Source organism: Flagellimonas pelagia, assembly GCF_003584135.1.
In the GTDB taxonomy this organism is placed as follows: Bacteria; Bacteroidota; Bacteroidia; order Flavobacteriales; family Flavobacteriaceae; genus Flagellimonas; species Flagellimonas pelagia.
Genome location: NZ_QXFI01000008.1, coordinates 24766 through 44233 on the forward strand (window position 1 = coordinate 24766; position 19468 = coordinate 44233).

At 42.7% G+C, this 19468-nt stretch carries 22 protein-coding genes and 1 pseudogene; 14 read left to right on the plus strand and 9 right to left on the minus strand.

The window, feature by feature from the left end:
• Positions 1 to 76: 76 nt before the first annotated feature.
• The 9 genes and pseudogenes from rpsU to D2V05_RS01070 form a co-directional block, all read right to left on the minus strand.
• The gene (gene rpsU / locus D2V05_RS01030; RefSeq protein WP_119642038.1) at positions 77 to 271 is read right to left on the minus strand and encodes a 30S ribosomal protein S21; all 195 of its coding nucleotides are present in this window, start codon (positions 269 to 271) and stop codon (positions 77 to 79) included.
• A gap of 70 nt (positions 272 to 341) precedes the next feature.
• Positions 342 to 1481 carry an acyl-CoA dehydrogenase family protein gene (locus D2V05_RS01035; RefSeq protein WP_119645879.1) on the minus strand — a complete coding sequence of 380 codons (1140 nt, stop codon included), beginning with the start codon at positions 1479 to 1481 and terminating at the stop codon, positions 342 to 344.
• A 34-nt stretch (positions 1482 to 1515) separates the two neighbouring features.
• Positions 1516 to 2382 (minus strand): ComEA family DNA-binding protein, encoded by an 867-nt coding sequence (locus D2V05_RS01040; protein WP_119645758.1) that lies wholly within the window; start codon positions 2380 to 2382, stop codon positions 1516 to 1518.
• Positions 2383 to 2395: 13 nt separating this feature from the next.
• Positions 2396 to 4086 (minus strand): annotated as a pseudogene (locus D2V05_RS01045) (alanine/glycine:cation symporter family protein).
• Between the two features lie 84 nt (positions 4087 to 4170).
• On the minus strand, positions 4171 to 5178 hold the full coding sequence (locus D2V05_RS01050; protein WP_119645759.1) for a potassium channel family protein: 1008 nt from the start codon (positions 5176 to 5178) through the stop codon (positions 4171 to 4173).
• A 2-nt stretch (positions 5179 to 5180) separates the two neighbouring features.
• On the minus strand, positions 5181 to 5408 hold the full coding sequence (locus D2V05_RS01055) for a PspC domain-containing protein (protein ID WP_119642034.1): 228 nt from the start codon (positions 5406 to 5408) through the stop codon (positions 5181 to 5183).
• A gap of 8 nt (positions 5409 to 5416) precedes the next feature.
• On the minus strand, positions 5417 to 6697 hold the full coding sequence (locus D2V05_RS01060) for a DUF2851 family protein (RefSeq protein ID WP_119645760.1): 1281 nt from the start codon (positions 6695 to 6697) through the stop codon (positions 5417 to 5419).
• 23 nt (positions 6698 to 6720) lie between these two features.
• Positions 6721 to 7032: a rhodanese-like domain-containing protein gene (locus D2V05_RS01065; protein ID WP_119645761.1), complete on the minus strand. Its 312-nt coding sequence runs from the start codon at positions 7030 to 7032 to the stop codon at positions 6721 to 6723.
• Between the two features lie 106 nt (positions 7033 to 7138).
• Positions 7139 to 7699, minus strand: coding sequence for a TlpA disulfide reductase family protein (locus tag D2V05_RS01070; protein WP_119645762.1), 561 nt, complete (start codon positions 7697 to 7699; stop codon positions 7139 to 7141).
• A gap of 134 nt (positions 7700 to 7833) precedes the next feature.
• Between D2V05_RS01070 and D2V05_RS01075 the strand changes: the two genes are divergently transcribed.
• From D2V05_RS01075 to D2V05_RS01140, 14 genes are all read left to right on the plus strand, one after another.
• Positions 7834 to 8280 carry a MarR family winged helix-turn-helix transcriptional regulator gene (locus D2V05_RS01075; protein WP_119645763.1) on the plus strand — a complete coding sequence of 149 codons (447 nt, stop codon included), beginning with the start codon at positions 7834 to 7836 and terminating at the stop codon, positions 8278 to 8280.
• A gap of 5 nt (positions 8281 to 8285) precedes the next feature.
• Complete coding sequence (locus D2V05_RS01080) at positions 8286 to 8918, plus strand: NAD(P)H-dependent oxidoreductase (RefSeq protein WP_119645764.1); 633 nt, start codon at positions 8286 to 8288, stop codon at positions 8916 to 8918.
• 36 nt (positions 8919 to 8954) lie between these two features.
• On the plus strand, positions 8955 to 9527 hold the full coding sequence (locus tag D2V05_RS01085) for a YceI family protein (RefSeq protein WP_119645765.1): 573 nt from the start codon (positions 8955 to 8957) through the stop codon (positions 9525 to 9527).
• A gap of 279 nt (positions 9528 to 9806) precedes the next feature.
• On the plus strand, positions 9807 to 10091 hold the full coding sequence (locus tag D2V05_RS01090; protein WP_119645766.1) for a GIY-YIG nuclease family protein: 285 nt from the start codon (positions 9807 to 9809) through the stop codon (positions 10089 to 10091).
• A gap of 38 nt (positions 10092 to 10129) precedes the next feature.
• On the plus strand, positions 10130 to 11527 hold the full coding sequence (locus D2V05_RS01095) for an anthranilate synthase component I family protein (protein WP_119645880.1): 1398 nt from the start codon (positions 10130 to 10132) through the stop codon (positions 11525 to 11527).
• A gap of 2 nt (positions 11528 to 11529) precedes the next feature.
• On the plus strand, positions 11530 to 12096 hold the full coding sequence (locus tag D2V05_RS01100) for an anthranilate synthase component II (protein ID WP_119645767.1): 567 nt from the start codon (positions 11530 to 11532) through the stop codon (positions 12094 to 12096).
• A 112-nt stretch (positions 12097 to 12208) separates the two neighbouring features.
• Positions 12209 to 13204, plus strand: coding sequence for an anthranilate phosphoribosyltransferase (gene trpD / locus D2V05_RS01105; RefSeq protein ID WP_119645768.1), 996 nt, complete (start codon positions 12209 to 12211; stop codon positions 13202 to 13204).
• Positions 13205 to 13338: 134 nt separating this feature from the next.
• Positions 13339 to 13641 (plus strand): GIY-YIG nuclease family protein, encoded by a 303-nt coding sequence (locus tag D2V05_RS01110; RefSeq protein ID WP_119645769.1) that lies wholly within the window; start codon positions 13339 to 13341, stop codon positions 13639 to 13641.
• Between the two features lie 126 nt (positions 13642 to 13767).
• Positions 13768 to 14553 carry an indole-3-glycerol phosphate synthase TrpC gene (gene trpC, locus D2V05_RS01115; protein ID WP_119645770.1) on the plus strand — a complete coding sequence of 262 codons (786 nt, stop codon included), beginning with the start codon at positions 13768 to 13770 and terminating at the stop codon, positions 14551 to 14553.
• A gap of 106 nt (positions 14554 to 14659) precedes the next feature.
• Positions 14660 to 15340, plus strand: coding sequence for a phosphoribosylanthranilate isomerase (locus tag D2V05_RS01120; protein ID WP_119645771.1), 681 nt, complete (start codon positions 14660 to 14662; stop codon positions 15338 to 15340).
• Positions 15341 to 15393: 53 nt separating this feature from the next.
• Positions 15394 to 16575, plus strand: coding sequence for a tryptophan synthase subunit beta (trpB, locus tag D2V05_RS01125; RefSeq protein WP_119645772.1), 1182 nt, complete (start codon positions 15394 to 15396; stop codon positions 16573 to 16575).
• A gap of 36 nt (positions 16576 to 16611) precedes the next feature.
• Positions 16612 to 16860 carry a GIY-YIG nuclease family protein gene (locus D2V05_RS01130; protein ID WP_313786739.1) on the plus strand — a complete coding sequence of 83 codons (249 nt, stop codon included), beginning with the start codon at positions 16612 to 16614 and terminating at the stop codon, positions 16858 to 16860.
• Positions 16861 to 17120: 260 nt separating this feature from the next.
• Positions 17121 to 17882 (plus strand): tryptophan synthase subunit alpha, encoded by a 762-nt coding sequence (gene trpA, locus D2V05_RS01135; RefSeq protein ID WP_119645773.1) that lies wholly within the window; start codon positions 17121 to 17123, stop codon positions 17880 to 17882.
• A 34-nt stretch (positions 17883 to 17916) separates the two neighbouring features.
• Positions 17917 to 19413 carry a M20/M25/M40 family metallo-hydrolase gene (locus tag D2V05_RS01140; protein ID WP_119645774.1) on the plus strand — a complete coding sequence of 499 codons (1497 nt, stop codon included), beginning with the start codon at positions 17917 to 17919 and terminating at the stop codon, positions 19411 to 19413.
• The last annotated feature ends 55 nt before the right edge of the window (positions 19414 to 19468 follow it).

Genomic DNA, 19468 nt, shown 5'->3' on the forward strand with positions numbered 1-19468 from the left:
TGATATTCCCTAGGGTACCAAAACAAAAAATCCCGTTCCGATACCGGAACGGGATTTAAATATGGTGATCAGAAACCTATACTTCCTCTTGATCTCTCAAACCTTGGATGTACTGGGCTTTCTGAATTTCAGCTCTACGCTGTACAGAAGGTTTTGTGAACTGCTGTCTGCTTCTCAACTGACGCATGGTACCTGTTTTATCGAACTTACGTTTGAAACGCTTTAAAGCTCTATCGATGTTTTCTCCTTCTTTAACTGGTATAATTAACATGGGCTACAACCTCCTTTCTTTTATATTTTGGGAGCGCAAATATACATTTAATAATTTGTTGCGAAACAAATTACTTCAGAATTTTTCTGGATATGACCAATTTTTGGATTTCCGTGGTGCCCTCGCCTATGGTGCACAACTTGGAATCCCGGTAGAATTTTTCCACTGGAAAGTCTTTGGTGTACCCATAACCTCCATGGATCTGTACCGCTTCAGTGGCTACTTTTACACATACTTCCGAAGCATACATTTTGGACATGGCCCCCAACTTGGTCACCGGTCTTCCCTCGTTTTTCAAGAAGGCCGCTTTATGAAGTAACAACTCGGATGCCTCGATCTCCGTGGCCATATCGGCCAGCTTGAAGGATATTCCCTGAAATTCGGAAATAGGCTTGCCAAACTGCACACGTTCCTTGGAATATTTAAGGGCCGCTTCATAAGCACCTTTGGCAATCCCTAAGGAAAGAGCCCCAATGGAAATACGCCCTCCATCCAAAACTTTCATGGACTGGATAAAACCATCGCCCACTTCGCCCAATCGGTTGGCATCGGGAATCCTACAGTCGGAAAAAATCATTTCCGCCGTTTCACTGGCACGCATGCCCAATTTGTTCTCTTTTTTACCGCTTGTAAAACCAGAAGTCCCTTTTTCAACGGCAAAAGCCGTCATCCCATGACTATCTCCTTTTTCCCCTGTTCTGGCAATCACCACGGCTATATCACCGCTTTTGCCATGGGTAATGAAATTCTTGGCACCGTTCAAGACCCAATAATCTCCTTCCTTAACCGCAGTAGTGTTCATACCGCCGGCATCGGAACCAGTATTGTGTTCGGTCAAACCCCAAGCTCCGATCCATTCACCGGTAGCCAACTTTGGAATCCAACGCTGCAGTTGTTCTTCATTTCCAAAGGAAAGGATATGATTGGTGCAAAGGGAATTATGTGCCGCAACCGACAAACCTATGGATGGATCCACTTTGGAAATCTCTTCCAGTATGGCAATGTACTCGTGATAGCCGAGACCGGAACCTCCCAGTTCCTCGGGAACCAAAACCCCCATAAAACCAAATTCCCCTGCCTTTTTGAAAACCTCTACGGGAAATATCTGGGCCTCGTCCCATTCCATTACATGGGGCAAAATATACTGCTGGGCAAAATCCCTGGCAGACTCAGCGACCATCTTTTGGGTCTCCGAATAATCAAAGTTCATTTTGGACAACGTTTCCGTAACCATTCGCTCTTATTTATAGGGCCAAATATAGCTTAATTCTATCAATCCTTTCCTTTGGAAAAGATGTAACGTTCGTTAATTCGTCAAGTGAGGCGAAGTCGCCATTTTCCTCTCGATATTGAACAATTTGCTTGGCGAGGCTGTAATCAATATAAACCAACTGGGCCAATTGGTTCACCGTGGCCGTATTAATGGGTATCTTTTGAATGGTTGGAGGTTGAAGTACTTTATATTGACCTAAGACATTATCCACAACTTCCGGCGCCAGTCCATATACATCATAAAGTTGTTCGTTGACCAGAAAGCCACCTAACTTATCCCGAAACTTTACAATTCTTGCTGATAAGGTTTCACCGATCCCATTGATCTTTTTCAAATCTTCCGCCGAGGCAACATTCAAATCCTTTATGGTAAAGATTTCTTTAGGGGCATTGTTACTTTCGTTCTTTTTGGTTGAAGACGTTTCCCATTCCTTCCATTGCGGAAATTTAAAGTAGGGAGCAATGGCCTTCAGTAAGGAATCGGATATCTGGGTTACTTCTTGAAATGCTTCCACAGAGTTTACAAACTGTCCTTTTTTTCGAAACGCAAACAACCTATCGAGTTCCTCAGTGGATAATCCCAAAGTATATCCTTTTTCATCGGAGATATAATTGGGGTTGAAGGGGTATATCACATAACTATCCTCGTGAGCAGTGGATTTGAGACTATCCAACTTTGCCTGGGCCACCTCATCCAAAGAAAATTGGGACTCCCCACGAACTGGTTTGGCCTTTACAAAGTAAAATGCCACTTGCAGCCCAACGATAACCAGGAACAAAAAGAAAATCCCACTCCGTTCTTGTTTGTTGAACTTGAAGTGGGATTTGTTATTTATCATATTCTATAAAAATCTATTCTGTAATAGCTTCCGTCTTCAATTTGATAGCATCCAAATAGCGTTTCAATTGCTTTTTCACTTCAGGGAACAGTAGGAAGAGCCCCAGCATGTTCGGGAATACCATGGCAAAGATCATGGCATCGGAGAAATCCCAAATGGATTTCATACTTGCCGCAGCACCAATGATCACGAAAGTCAAGAACAACAATTTGTAAACCAAATCCGCTCTTTTACCCCTACCGAACAAATACTTCCACGATTGAAGTCCGTAATAAGACCAAGAAATCATGGTAGATACCGCGAACAAAACCACCGCAACAGTCAAGAAAACATTGGAATAAGGGATAAACTCATGGAATGCTTTGGATGTAATACCAGAACCTTCGTAAGGCATACCATCAATAAATACGGCTCCGGAACCATCACCTCCATATTCAAAGAAACCACCAAAATTAAAAATGATGATCACCAAGGCAGTCATGGTACAGATCAATACGGTATCGATAAACGGCTCCAATAGGGCCACCAAGCCTTCACTGGCAGAATATTTCGTCCTTACCGCAGAGTGGGCAATAGATGCAGATCCAGCTCCAGCCTCATTAGAAAATGCAGCTCTTTTGAAACCAACAAGTAGCACTCCAATGATTCCACCAACACCTATGGCTCGAGGATTAAATGCTTCCGAGAAAATCAAACCGAAGGCATCATCCAACAAGGAAAAGTTACTTCCCATAATGTAAAGACAGGCAATTATGTACATCAAAGCCATAAAAGGCACCACCTTCTCTGTTACTTGGGCAATCCTTTTAATACCACCGATAATGATGATTCCCACTAGGAACGCCAAGATAACGCCAATCCAGAATCCGGCAGCGGTACTGTTCAGGTTAAAAAGTTCCTTCAAAACAACAGTGGCCTGGTTCGATTGTGCAGCATTACCACCACCGAATGAACCTCCAATACAAAATATGGCAAAAATAGCAGCAGCTATCTTACCCAATTTGGCATATCCTTTTTTCTTGAGACCTTTGCTCAGGTAGTACATTGGACCACCGTAAACGGTACCATCTTCACCAACATCCCTATATTGGACGCCAAGTGTACATTCCACAAATTTGGTAGACATACCTAAAAAACCACAGATCACCATCCAGAAGGTGGCACCAGGTCCTCCTAAGGCAATGGCCAATGCCACACCCGCAATGTTCCCGTTACCAACAGTACCGGAAACTGCAGTAGCCAATGCTTGAAAGTGACTAACCTCCCCATCGGAGCTTTCATCCCTGATAGTATCCACGATATCGCCGTCAACAGCCATTTCGCTATCCAGCACCATATCCAAATGGTCGTCAATATCTACATTGGTCAAATCTTTTCCTTGGGCTATACCTCCCTCGCCATACAATTCCTTGGCACCGTGTTTTTCAATATCCTCGTATTTACCCCTAACGGTATTGATGGCCCTAGCAAAATTCTGATGTTGGGGAACCCGAAATAAACCGTAAAAAAGGCGGCACTAGCCACCAAAAGAATCAAAACAAAAGGAGTGCCCATGATCGGGAAGAAAATGACACTACTAAAAAAATCTGAAACCGGTTTAAAGGCTAGGTCAATTTTTTGATCCAATCCAATTTCACCTGACTCCTGGGCCATGGATAGGAACGGCATAAAAAATGAACAAAAAGCAAGAAGTCTATACTTCATAATAATGTTGTGGTTATGTTAGTTTTTTGTAAAGGCCCCAATATCCTAAAAAAATTCAACGGAAAAAAATTCTTACCTGTTAAACTATCCTATTTGGAACATTTGGTTGAGCTTTCGAATCTGTTCGGGCCGACCCAGAACAATGACCTTACTTTTTGGCTGTAGGACAAGATCTGCCTCGGGGTTGATGATATATTTTCCATTGGGATCGATATACCCTATTATGGTACAGCCCGTTTTTCTTCTCAAATCCAGATCGCGAAGTGAATTGCACTCCACTTGACTCGTAAAATCCTCAATTTCTACCTCTTCCAAATTGGTGGTATGTTCCCCTTCCAAGGACAATTGATCCATAAAGGTGATCAAGTCGGGCATGACGACGAGGGATGCCATATGGTCCCCGCCGATCTTATCGGGCATGATTACTTTATTGGCCCCAGCAAACTGCAGTTTTTTAACAGAAGTGATCTGCGAGGCCCTACTGATGATGAACAGGTTTCTGTTCAATTGACGTGCCGACAACACCACAAAAAGGTTAGCGGCATCATCAGGGACCGCGGTGATCAAATATTGGGCCCTATCGATGCCCGCCTGCATAAGGATCTCATCTTCATTGGCATCACCCTCCACAAACAACACTTCTTCCCCATGGCGTTCAATAATTTCCTTGTCCTTTTCAATGACGACAAAGGGTTTCCTATAGGCCATCAACTTTTCCGCTGCCTGCATCCCGTTCCTCCCATATCCGCATACGACCACATGGTTGGAGAGTCCATCGATTTGTTTCTGCACTTTTTTCTTTTTTAACTGTTCAAGTGAATTTCTGGCCAAAATATATTCCGACACCACCGAAATGGCGAAACCGAAAATAAAGACACTGGTCACGATTAAAAATACGGTAAAAATCTTTGCGTCGGCATCCAAAGGCCTGACTTCGGAAAAACCTACCGTGGTCACCGTAATGATGGTCATGTAGATGGCCTCGATCCATGTAAAACCCGAAAAGAACTTATACCCCAGCACCCCGATCAATAGGACGAAGACCATCAACGAAAGGGCCAATACTATTTTGGAGCGCATCAGTCTTATCATAATCAAAGGTCAAATACGGAAGTTCTCTTGGTATAGATCAAATCTTTTATCCTAAGCCAAAAGGCCATGAAGAGGTATAGGGCAAATCCAAAGCCCAAGGTCACAAACGTCAGGTAAATAAAACTGGTACGCACCACCCGGGCACGTATCCCCAATCGTTCGGCAATACGCCTACAAACCTCAAAGCCCCTCTTTTGAAAGTAATAAAGGGTATTATAGAATAAAGACATCCCTAAAATTATGTATTTCTATTCAATAAATGTGTGCCCACCACACATTGAAGGCATTTATTTTTTGAGCAATAGTTGTTGTACAGTTCCAATTTGGCCTGGCTCTCAAAAGCATTCTTGGTTTTGGGCCCCAACCCATCAAAGTGGGCAATGATAGAATTTTCCTCTTTTGTTACCTCAGATAGCAGGGCGATCAATTCTTCATCCACTTCATGACCCAGATGCCTCGCATGGCAAAACCTCAATGGAATCAAAGTGTTCACCACCAGTAGATCTATAAATTTATGGGAAAGCTTCTTGCCACTTTTCCTGGAAACTTTACCGAAGGTAAAATGGTTGTCCCAATATGGGCTGGTACCCACTTGGAAAACATCATAAACCTCTTTCAACCCAGAAGAACCTATCAAAATAGAGAACAGTTGGGGTTGACCATTATATAGATGGGCCAATTGCGATAGTCTTATGGTCGGAAAATTCGCTGGCCTTAACCCAAAGAATTCCGGTTTGGCTATCGTTTCAGACAGACCAAACTTATTGGCGAGGTATCCATATTCCTTTTGGAGCTGGAGATAATGGGCATCGGTACAATCCTGCTCGTTCAAAAGGCCAAAGTGGCCAAATAACAAACTTTCCAATTGATGGGTATCATAGCTCGTTTTCCGGATGAGGGCAAAATCCAACTCCAAAGCCCTATCCAAAAAGAACGGACCGTTTACCTTGGAGCCAAAATTCTTGGCCAACAAGATGAAGAGGACCGCTTCCCAGTCGTTTTTGGTTTTGTTGAGCAGGTCGAAAATGAGCTCGGATTTATGCTCTAACCTTTCAATGTACAATCGATGCATCCAACTTTCGAGCAAAAAAGGATCCATCTCCCCAAAATCCTTTTCACAGTTGATGAAGCCCGATCGGGAATTCTCCATGAGCGCCTTATATTTCAAAAGCAACTCTGAAGGAATAAAATTTCGCATTTCAAGGGTAGGAATCTTGGAACCATCCTTCCTAAAAACAACAACGTCATCTTCCCAAACTACATGGAGGATGACGTTGTCGTAATTTTTGTCTATTTCGTGATGGTGTGCATACCAATCCGAAGATTTGAGGTGCATTTCCACATTCCCGGCCCACAATTGCCCATCGATGGTAACGCTGGCATTGAAAAAATCCGGTCCGGCGTGACGGTTCTGTATTCCTATGGATTTAACCAAAACCGGTTCATCATCCGTAGTACATAGCTGATTAGTTGGAAGCTTGTTATGCCTCCAAATAAAATGAAGTAGATCCTCTCGCATCGATTTGGGGTAAATGTGGGGGCCTACTCTACTCTATCGCCATCCCAGTTCATAAAGCCACCTTCTAAGTTATATGCATTTTCAATTCCCATACTGTTCATAATGGCACAGGCCTGTCCACTGCGGTTGCCCGATCGGCAGTACACATAATAGTTTTTGGACTTGTCCAACTTTTCAAGTTCGATCAAAAACTCCTGTCCCAAATAAATATCGATGTTCACGGCGCCTGGAATATAACCTTCTTCCATTTCCAACGGGGTGCGTACATCCAAAATGAAGGCGTTGTCATCATTTTCCAATTGTTCCGCCCATTCTTCTTGTGATAAATTTGCCATTTTATTGTTTTATGTTCTGCAAAAATAAAAATCCGGAGCGTTACTCCGGATTTACACTAACATTATTTTAAACAACCTCTTACTCAGAAGCCATAAACAAAATCCATTACAACTTGGAGTCTGGTTTTTGGACAAAATCTTTCAAGGCAGCGTTCAATTCTTCATAGGTGAACCCATGTTCAAAAAAACTGTGTTTCTCCTTGTTATATATTAAGGTAGCGGGAATGCCCCCTCCCCACTCTTTGTCCACTTTGGGAATCCACTCATTTTGCTTGGGATCGTCCAAGATTACGACTTCCGATTGTATGCCCTTATTTTTCACATAAGGTTCCAATCTTGACTTCCACATATGCGGCATATCAAGGTTTACGAGTATTACTTTGATGTTATTATCTTTTTGCTCCGCCCCTACCTGCTCAAAATAAGGTAGTTCCTCCAAACAGGGTTTACACCAAGTGGCCCAAAAGTTTACAATGTAGGTTTGATCGTCTTCTTTGTGGAGTAAAGGTTCCAATCCTTCAAAATCATAGATGGGAAAGGCAACCTTTTCTTCCTTTTGAGATTCCACGGCAACTTCTTGGTCGTCAGTCACATCTTTCGGCTTCTTACCATCACCACAACCCAATAGAAGGAAAACCATCAAAAACAAAATCAATAACCTATTCATTTACTGTTATTTACATTTATAAAATTAGTTAATGAACCATCCCACTAATTCCTTTTAACAAAATTTTATCTGTCAAATATAAGGATGGAATCAAAAAATCGATATACATTTGTATATACAAATATTGTTTATACATGAATGTTGAGGAAATTATAAAGACATCAAAGAAAATGCCCTTGGAAACCAGGACACTGATTCATTTGACCTTGGTGCACAACAAACTCAATGAGTTGGCGAGCAATGCATTAAAACCGTTTGATGTTTCCCTTCAACAGTTTAATGTGCTTCGCATTCTTAGGGGACAACAGGGTAAACCTGCGAACCTTTCGACCCTAAATGATCGCATGGTCACCAAAATGAGCAATACCACCCGTTTGGTGGACAAACTTTTGGCCAAAGGTTATGTAATCAGGAATGTGTGCCCGTCGAATAGACGCAAAGTAGAAATCTTGATCACCGAGAAAGGCACGGAAGCATTATCTCAAATGGACAAAGCCGTTGCCGAGGCCGAAAGCATCATAGTACAACATTTTACCAAAGAAGAACTAGAACAATTAAACACCCTATTGGATAAATTTTAAATAACATGAACACCGTTTTAGAACATAGAACCTGGCGCTATGCCACCAAAAAGTTCGATCCTTCCAAAAAGGTATCGGAACAAGACCTTGAAACCTTGTTGGAAGCCACTCGTTTAAGTGCGTCTTCCTATGGATTGCAACCCTATCACATTTTTGTGATTTCCGATCAGGAGACCAAAGAAAAATTAAAGCCTGCCTCATGGAACCAGTCGCAGATCGCAGACGCCTCTCACGTCATTGTTTTTGCTAATGCAACCGATTTTGGAGAGGAGTTGGTGGACGATTTCCTAACCAATGTTGGCGAAACCCGAAACATACCCATGGAAGGCTTGAAAGGATACTCGGATTTTATGAAATCAAAATTGTTGGATCTACCCGTGGAGACCAAGAGCACTTGGACCACCAAGCAAGCTTACATTGCTTTCAGCAATATGATGCAAGCTGCCGCTGAACTGAAGATAGATACTTGTCCCATGGAAGGTTTTGAATCGGACAAGTACAATGAAATTTTGGGTCTTACCGAAAAGAACCTGAATGCTGCGGTGGTGCTTCCCATTGGCTATAGATCGGAAGAGGACGATACCCAGCATTGGGCCAAAGTGAGAAAATCAAAAGAAACCCTATTTACCCATATATAAACATTAAACCTTTTAAAACAGATTATAAACAACAGTATGAAAAAGATAATTTTAAGCCTCGCATTGATTACTTTATTTGGAGCCGCTGCCGTTGCGAATCCGATCAAAAAAGAAACCAAGGAAGTGAAGACTTCTGAAAGTAATGTTACCTGGAAGGGTTATAAAGTGGGCGGTTCACACACTGGAACCATTGCCCTTAAATCCGGAGCCCTTGAGTTTGATGGAGAAAAATTGGTAGGCGGCGAATTCGTAGTGGATATGACCAGTATCAACACCACCGATTTGGAAGGTGACTACAAAGGAAAATTGGACGGTCACTTGAAGTCTGATGACTTTTTTGGCACTGACAATCACCCCACCGCCAAATTGGTTTTTACTAAAGTGAAAGCTACCGGCAAAAATTCCTATTCCGTTACCGGTGACCTTACTATTAAAGGAACTACAGAGCCCGTAACTTTTGACGTATCGGTTTATGGCGATAAGGCTACCGCCACTATGAAAGTGGACAGGACCAAATACAATGTAAAATACGGTTCAGGAATCATCGGTACCGCCAAGGACAAATTGATCTATGACGAATTTGATTTGGTAGTTGACCTGCAGATGTAGTCAGCCCATGTTTAGTGTGTGAAAATCCCGTTCGAGATAATCTTGGGCGGGATTTTTAATTTTAAACAAAACAATGTTTGTCCGTTAAAAATTCCTCCCTATATTTGAAGCAATGAATACTAGAGTAGCAAATAACTGGTGGTGGAACAACTTACGTCAAACGTCGTGAGCTAAGTCCCCATTATAACTATACAAGAGGCTTGTCATCACGACAGGCCTTTTTCTTTTTAAGAACTTTTGTTCTTATTTCCGCGAAGGCGGAAATCTTAAAAGTTGAAAATGATTTTTTATGTCTATATCATATCGAACAAACAAATGGGAACCATTTATATAGGCTATACCAACGATTTGAAAAAGAGAATGTATAGGCATAAGCATGGTGTTGGAAGCAAATTTGCAAGTAGATATAATCTAAAAATATTGGTCTACTATGAAAAATTTAAATTTCCAATGCCTGCAATCAGAAGAGAGAAACAATTAAAAAAATGGAATAGAGATTGGAAAATCAACCTAATAAATGATTTCAATCCAAATTGGGAAGATTTAACCTATTTCTTCGATTAACCAAAAAACTTTCCACCTCCGTGGAAATAGAAATGAAAATGATATATTCTTTAAAAACACATTACAAAAAAATCTTGGCAGACACCATTACCCCGGTAAGTGTCTACCTTAAGGTCAGGGACAAGTTCCCGAACAGCATTTTGCTGGAAAGTAGCGACTACCACGCCAATGACAACAGTTTTTCGTATATCTGTTGCAATCCCATTGCCTATATCAAGGTGGAGAACGAGACCATCACCCAACAATTTCCCGATGGTAAAAAGGTAGAAACTGTGATTGACCCTAAAACGGATGTAACCGAAGTCATACACAACTTTGCCAAACAGTTCTCAGTGACCCAAAACGGTTTCAAGTTCATCTACAATGGTCTTTTTGGTTACATGGCGTATGATGCCGTCCGTTATTTTGAGGATGTAGAGATTTCAAAAAAGGACGATTCCGTCAGCATACCCGATATCTATTACGCAGTATACCAGAACATCATTGCCATCAACCATTTTAAGAACGAGGCCTATCTGTTCGCCCACTGCTATGATTCGGAAAGTAATGTGGACGAAATCGAGCAACTTTTCAATGTACGCACTTTTGCATCATACAATTTTAACAAGGAAGGAGAGCCAAAATCCAATTTAAAGGATGAGGAATACAAGGAACATGTGGAACTTGCCAAAAAACACTGCCAACGTGGAGATGTATTCCAATTGGTACTTTCCCGAAGGTTCACCCAAAAGTTCAAGGGAGACGAGTTTAATGTGTACCGTGCCCTACGTTCCATTAACCCCTCCCCTTATCTATTCTATTTTGATTACGGCAACTTCAAGATTTTTGGAAGCTCGCCCGAGGCACAATTGATAGTGAAAGAAGGCAAGGCAGAGATCCATCCCATTGCCGGCACCTACAAACGTACCGGGAATGATGAAAAGGATGCCGAACTTGCCAAAAAACTGGCCCAAGACGACAAGGAAAATAGCGAGCATGTGATGTTGGTAGATCTGGCACGAAACGACCTCAGCAGAAATGGCAACACCGTAAATGTGGAAACCTATCGCGAGGTGCAGTATTTTTCCCATGTGATCCATTTGGTTTCCAAAGTAACCGGGCAAAAAAAGAAGGATATCAGCACCATGAAAGTGGTGGCCGATACTTTCCCGGCAGGAACTTTGAGCGGTGCTCCCAAGCACATGGCCATGCAACTCATTGAAAAATATGAAAAAACCAGCCGTTCCTATTATGGAGGTGCCATCGGGTTTATGGATTTTGAAGGCAACTTTAACCATGCCATCATGATCCGAACCTTCTTGAGCAAAAACCACGAACTGCATTACCAGGCAGGAGCTGGATTGGTGGCCGCATCCAACGCCGAAGATGAACTACAGGAAACCTATAACAAATTGGGCGCTTTGAACAAAGCCCTTGAAATTGCCGAAACGATCTAACCATGGGAAGGAAGATTTTAATGATTGACAATTACGATAGCTTCACCTACAATTTGGTGCACTATCTTGAGGATTTGGATTGTGAGGTCACCGTAAAACGGAACGACCAGCTCACTTTGGATGAAGTGGAACCCTTCCAGTATATTGTTTTGTCTCCCGGGCCAGGGATTCCGGATGAAGCAGGCCTTTTGAAAGATATTATAAAGACCTACGCCCCTACCAAAAGCATTTTTGGCGTCTGCTTGGGATTGCAGGCCATTGGCGAGGTCTTTGGTGGCACTTTGGTGAACCTGGACAAGGTGTATCATGGAGTTGCAACCACTATCACGGTTACAATGGATGACCCCATTTTCAAAGGGATGGCGAAAAACCTTCAGGTGGGAAGATATCATTCCTGGGTGGTGGATCCCAAGGTTCCCGAAGTATTGGAAATTACCTCGGTGGATGAAAACGGACAGATCATGTCACTTCGGCATAAGGAATATGATGTGACCGCAGTACAGTTTCACCCTGAGTCGGTCTTGACCCCAGAAGGAAAACAAATGCTTAAAAATTGGCTGGATAGCTAGCAATATGTCATTCTTGCAGTACCCTGAGCGTAGTCGAAGGGAAAGCAGGAAGCCAAATCATACTAATTGAATAAAAGATTCCGCATCAAGTGCGGAATGACAAAATACTGAAATGAAAGAGACATTAAACAAACTGATCAATCACGAAATACTGCCCAAGGAAGAGGCTAAACAGGTATTGGTCAACATTGCCAAGGGCGATTACAATACCTCCCAAATTTCCGCATTCCTTACGGTCTATATGATGCGGAGTGTGACCATTGAGGAACTCGAAGGCTTCCGGGATGCCCTTTTGGACCTTTGTCTGGCAGTGGACCTATCCGATTACGACCCCATCGACCTTTGTGGAACCGGGGGTGATGGCAAGGACACTTTCAACATTTCCACCTTGGCCTCCTTTGTAACGGCCGGAGCCGGAATTCCAGTGACCAAACATGGCAACTATGGGGTTTCCTCCAAATGTGGCAGTAGCAATGTGATGGAATTTTTGGGCATTAAGTTCAGTAACGACCACGATTTTTTAAAGCGGTCCATTGAAGAAGCAGGTATTTGTGTGCTGCACGCTCCTCTCTTCCACCCTGCCATGAAAAATGTGGGACCCATCCGAAGGGAACTGGCCGTAAAGACCTTTTTCAATATGTTGGGACCGATGGTAAACCCCGCTTTTCCGAAGAACCAAATGGTAGGGGTGTACAATTTGGAACTGGCACGGATGTACGGATATCTCTATCAGAACACCGATAAAAAATTTACCATTTTGAATGCGTTGGACGGTTATGATGAAATCTCCTTGACCGGTGATACCAAAACCATTTCCAACAACTCCGAAGCCATGTTGACACCGGCAGATTTTGGGGTGGAAAAAGTTACCCAAGAAGAGATTACCGGTGGAGATGACATTTCCGAATCGGCCCAAATCTTTATGAATGTGTTGCAAGGAAGGGGCACCGAGGCCCAGAACAATGTGGTCTGTGCCAATGCCGGGGTGGCCATTGCCACCGTTAAGGGCATTACCCCAAAAGCAGGTTTTGAAAAGGCCAAGGAATCCCTTTTGAGTGGAAAAGGATTGGAAGCCTTGAAAAAATTGCAAAAATTGAGTGAAAACTAAAATTTACAAGTTGTCATTCCTGCGAAAGCAGGAATCCATAAACCGATAATAGATTCCGCATCAAGTGCGGAATGACACCCAAAATAAAACCAATTTGAATGTCATTCCTGCGAAGGCAGGAATCCATAAAATAAATGATTAAAAATGTTCATCAATATTATGTTTACATCTTAACCAATATGCCAAATGGCACATTATATATTGGGATGACAAACAATTTAGAACGTAGAATTCTAGAACATAAAAAGGGTAGCGTTGAAGGGTTCGCAAAAAAGTATGGACTCAAAACATTAATTTATTTTGAGGTTCATCAAAATGTGAATGATGCTATTCGCAGAGAGAAACAATTGAAGAAATGGAAAAGACAATGGAAAATTGATTTGGTAGAAAAAGATAATTCAGATTGGAATGATTTAGCCAGTGATTGGTATTCTTAGTAAATCCCGCATCAAGTGCGGGATGACATAAAATATGAATCCGGTTTGCTGTCATTCCTGCGAAAAGCAGGAATCCATAAACCGATAATAGAATCCGCATTGTGTGCGGAATGACAAAAATACAGAATGAACATACTAGACAAAATAGTAGCCGACAAACGCAAAGAAGTCGATTTGAAAAAATCCTTGATTACCCTTCCCCAATTGGAAGCTTCAGTGATGATGGAACGTACCTCGGTTTCCTTGGCGGCAGTCCTTCGAAAAAGCAATACGGGCATCATTGCCGAACACAAGAGACGTTCCCCGTCCAAATCGGTCATCAACCAAAATTTGAACGTGCAGGATGTAGCCAAGGGCTATGCCGACGCTGGCGTTTGTGGCATCTCTGTTTTAACGGATGGAAAGTATTTTGGTGGTTCGTTGGATGACCTGGTCTTAGCAAGGGCATCCGTGAACATTCCGCTGTTGCGAAAAGAGTTCATCATAGATGAATATCAGATCGTTGAAGCCAAGGCCTACGGGGCCGATGTTATTTTGTTGATTGCGGCCATTTTGTCCCGTGAGGAAATCAAAACACTTTCGGAATTGGCCAAAAGTTTGGGATTGGATGTGTTGTTGGAAGTCCACAACGAAGAAGAACTTCAAAAATCCATCATGCCCAGTCTGGATATGTTGGGGGTAAACAACAGAAACCTGAAAACCTTCGAGGTGAGTTTGGATACCAGCAAAACCCTGTCGGAACAGATTCCGGAAGACTTTGTAAAAGTATCCGAAAGTGGCATCAGTACCATTGGGGCCATTCAGGAGTTAAAGGGATTTGGGTACCAAGGATTTTTGATTGGTGAGAATTTCATGAAGACGGATGATCCTGGTGCCAGTGCCAAAGAATTTATTGATGAATTAAATAAATAGTGTCACTTCGAGTGGTTTACCAAAGGTAAATTGTATCGAGAAGCTCAACGTCTCGATACATTTTGAAACCAAGTTTCAAAACACTCGACCTGACAAAACAAGGAATATGAAACTAAAGATCTGCGGCATGAATCAAAACCCTTTCGAGGTGGCACAACTGCACCCCGATTATATGGGTTTTATTTTCTGGGAACCTTCCTCACGCTATTTTGAGGGAGCAATGCCGCAATTGCCGCAATCCATCAAAAAAGTAGGCGTATTTGTGGATGCTCCATTGGAAGTGGTCTTGGAAAAAGTGAGCCAATACGGATTGGATGCCGTGCAACTTCATGGTACGGAAAGTGTTGAGTATTGTGAAGAATTGCGTCACCCCGAACTTGTTTCGGGGTCTCATACGAGTGAGATGCTGAAACAAGTTCAGCATGACCAACTCGAGGTCATCAAAGTGTTTTCCATTAAAGATGATTTTGATTTTTCGGTCTTGAAAGATTATGAATCCGTTTGCGATTATTTCCTTTTCGATACCAAGGGAAAATTGCCAGGCGGTAATGGGTATACTTTCGATTGGTCCGTTTTGAAACATTATCCATCTACCAAACCCTTCTTTCTAAGTGGGGGAATCGGATTGGATTCTTTGGATAAACTAAAGGAATTTTTGAACGGTCCGGCTTCAGAATATTGCTTCGCCATAGATGTGAATAGCAAATTCGAAATCGAACCCGGACTAAAAGACATACCATCATTGAAAGCGTTCAAAAAATCGCTTTCCGAATTTTTAACTGATTAAACAGGAACCAAAAATGGCAACTGTACATTGATAACTGATAATTGTAACTTGATATGAGCTATCACGCTGATGAACGAGGCTATTACGGGGAATTTGGAGGAGCTTTCATCCCCGAAATGCTGTATCCCAATTGTGAGGAGCTTCGGCAGAATTACCTGCAGATTATGGCAGAACCTTCCTTTCAGGAAGAATTCCATCAATTGTTGAAGGATTATGTAGGCCGACCCACACCCCTATATTTTGCAGAACGCCTATCCAAAAAATATAACACCAAGATTTACCTGAAACGGGAAGACCTTTGCCATACCGGTGCACATAAGGTCAACAATACGATCGGACAGATTTTGATGGCCAAAAGGTTGGGCAAGCACCGCATCATTGCTGAAACCGGTGCGGGTCAACATGGTGTGGCTACGGCAACGGTTTGCGCCCTGATGGGGATTGAGTGCGTGGTGTACATGGGCGAGATCGATATTGCCCGCCAAGCACCCAATGTGGCGCGAATGAAAATGTTAGGGGCAGAGGTACGACCAGCCACTTCAGGCAGTAAAACCTTGAAGGATGCCACCAACGAGGCCATCCGAGATTGGATCAACAATCCTGTGGACACGCATTACATTATCGGTTCGGTCGTAGGGCCACACCCCTATCCGGACATGGTAGCCCGGTTCCAGTCGGTCATTTCTGAAGAAATCAAATCCCAATTGTTGGAAAAAGAAGGTCGTGAAAACCCAGATTTTGTAGTGGCCTGTGTCGGTGGGGGTAGCAACGCTGCCGGGGCATTCTATCATTTCTTGGATACTCCCGAAGTAGGCATTATTGCTGTGGAAGCGGCAGGAAAAGGCATTCATTCCGGGGAAAGTGCCGCTACTTCTGCGTTGGGAAAGATAGGGATCATCCACGGGAGCAAAACCTTGTTGATGCAAACCCCGGATGGGCAGATCACGGAACCCTACTCCATTTCCGCAGGATTGGATTATCCTGGCGTGGGACCCTTACATGCGCATTTGTACACTTCGGGTAGAGGGGAATTTATTTCCATCACCGATGATGAGGCCATGAAAGCAGGTCTGAACCTTTGTAAATTGGAAGGGATCATTCCTGCCATCGAGTCCTCTCATGCCTTGGCCATTTTTAAGGATCGAAAATTTGCCGAGGACGATGTGGTGGTAGTGAACCTTTCCGGTCGCGGAGACAAAGATTTACAGAATTATATTGATTATTTTAAATTATAGGTAGGTGTCATTCCTGCGAAAGCAGGAATCCAAAAAATGATAAAGAACGTTCATCAATATTATGTCTACATTTTGAGCAACAAACCCGATGGGATTTTGTACATAGGTATGACCAATGATATTCAACGAAGGGTCTTAGAACATAAACAAGGTTCCATTGATGGGTTTACAAAAAAATATGGGCTTGATGTTTTGGTCTATTTGGAAATGCGCCATAATGTGAATGATGCCATTTCGAGGGAAAAACAACTCAAAAATGGAAAAGACTTTGGAAGATTGAACTGATTGAAAAAGGAAATCCAAAGTGGTTGGATTTATCAATTGAATGGAATGATTGATGGATTCCGCATCAAGTGCGGAATGACAAAATAAGTAAAAAATCATTCCCGCGAAAGCTAGAATCTTTAAATAAAGTTGAAGCTGGATTCCGCATCAAATGTAGAATGACAAAAATCAAAACTAAAATGTCATTCCTGTGAAAACAGGAATCCATAGAGAAAACAATGTTTCACTTCTAATGAAGAATGACAAAATGAATTTTTAATATGAACAGAATCAAACAAAAACTGCAGGAGGACAAAAAAATCCTCTCCATATATTTTACAGCGGGTTATCCCACTTTGAACGATACGGTTAAAATCATCCAAGATTTGGAACAAAACGGTGTGGACCTCATCGAAATCGGTTTGCCCTTCAGCGACCCCTTGGCCGATGGCCCCACCATCCAGGCAAGTTCCACAGCCGCCTTAAAGAATGGGATGACCACAACCTTACTCTTCGAGCAATTGAAGGATATCCGTAAAACGGTTTCCATTCCATTGATTTTAATGGGCTATTTCAATCCGGTGCTACAATACGGAGTGGAGGCATTCTGCCAAAAATGCGAAGAAATCGGAATCGACGGGCTTATTCTTCCTGATCTGCCCCTTGATGTGTATCAAAAAGAGTACGAAACCCTATTCAAAAAACATGGTTTGATCAATGTGTTCTTAATCACTCCACAGACCAGTGATGCCCGGATCAGGGCCATTGATGATGCTTCGGAAGGATTCGTCTACATGGTAAGTTCCGCTAGTACCACAGGGACCAAAGAAGGTTTCGGGCCAGAGCAATCCGTTTATTTTGAACGCATTGCGGCCATGAATTTGAAAAATCCACAAATTGTTGGGTTCGGGATCAGCAATGCACAGACCTTTCAGCAAGCAACAGCACATACGAAGGGAGCCATCATTGGTTCGGCTTTCATCAAATATTTAACACAAAATGGGGTGGACGGAATCGGTGGTTTTGTGGGTCAAATTCGTTAAATTTCAGGTTTTAAAATGAACCCTATTTTGTCCCATGAAAAAAACCGTTTCATTCCTTTCCCTTATACTTTCATTTTCCCTTTTTGCCCAAGATGATGTTGCTGTAAAATCCCAAGTGGCCGATGCCATCAACGAACTTCAGGAATTCATAGCCATCCCCAACGATGCCTTGAACCCTGATGATATCGACAGAAATATCATGTGGTTGAAACGAAAGTTTGGGGAACGCGGATTCAACACCGCTGTTTTGGATACCGAGGGACTGCCTTTGTTCTTTGCGGCTTTGCCCATGAACAATGACAAACCCACGGTCTTAATCTATATGCATTTGGATGGCCAATCGGTAGATCCAAGTAAATGGGATCAACCTAGTCCTTATCAAATGGTACTGAAAGTTCCCGAGGGTGATGGTTTCAAAACCGTCTCATTTGATGAATTGAATGACGACATCAACTATGATTGGCGACTTTTCGGTCGTTCCACTTCCGATGATAAATCACCCATTGTGATGCTGTTGAACACCATCGACCTTTTAAAGCAAGATGGCAAGGAGATACCGTTCAATGTAAAGGTCATTTTAGACAGCGAAGAGGAAAAAAGTAGCAAACCACTTCCTAAGGCAGTTAAACAGTATCGGGAGTTGTTGGAAGCCGATTTTTTGATCATCGTGGATGGTCCGGTTCATTCTTCTGGCGAGCCCACCGTAGTATATGGTTGTAGGGGAATCACATCCCTAAGCTTGACAACCTATGGCCCGATCAAACCCCAACATAGTGGCCATTATGGCAATTATGCTCCCAACCCTGGTTTTCAATTGTCCCAATTGTTGGCCAGCATGAAAGATGCGGAAGGAAGAGTTCTTATCCCAGGGTATTATGATGGAATCACCATTGACGATGCAACTAGGGAGATTTTGAAAAGTGTACCGGACAGTGATGCCGAAATTGTTGAAAGACTCCAATTCAAAACCCCTGAAAAAGTGGGCAGTTTTTATCAAGAAGCGCTTCAATATCCGTCTTTGAACATTAGGGGATTGGGCTCTGCCTGGATTGGGGACAAGGCTCGGACCATTATACCGGAAAGTGCCACGGCCGAGTTGGACCTCCGATTAGTGGTTGAAAGTGATGGAACCCGGCTCAAAAATTTGGTGAAGGACCATATTGCCAAACAAGGTTTTAAAGTATTGGACCACGAACCCTCCAAAGAAGAACGTATGCAGTACGATAAAATAGTCACTGTAAAAGAAGGCAGCGTTACTGATGCGTTCCGTACCAACTTGGACAACCCCTATGGTCAGTTTTTGACAGCAACCATGAAAAATACTTTTGGCAAGGACGTGATCCAAATTCGAACCATGGGCGGCACGGTTCCCATTGCCCCTTTCATCAACGAGTTGAAGATTCCAGCCTTTATTGTTCCTGTGGTAAATCCGGACAATAACCAGCATAGCCCCAACGAAAATGTAAAGATTGGGCAGTTGGCCTATGGAATCAAGGCATTTTATGGTATACTGTCTTCAACCATGGAGTAAAACAAATGATTTTCCAAATAAAAAAGCCCCATGGATTCATGGAGCTTTTTATAAT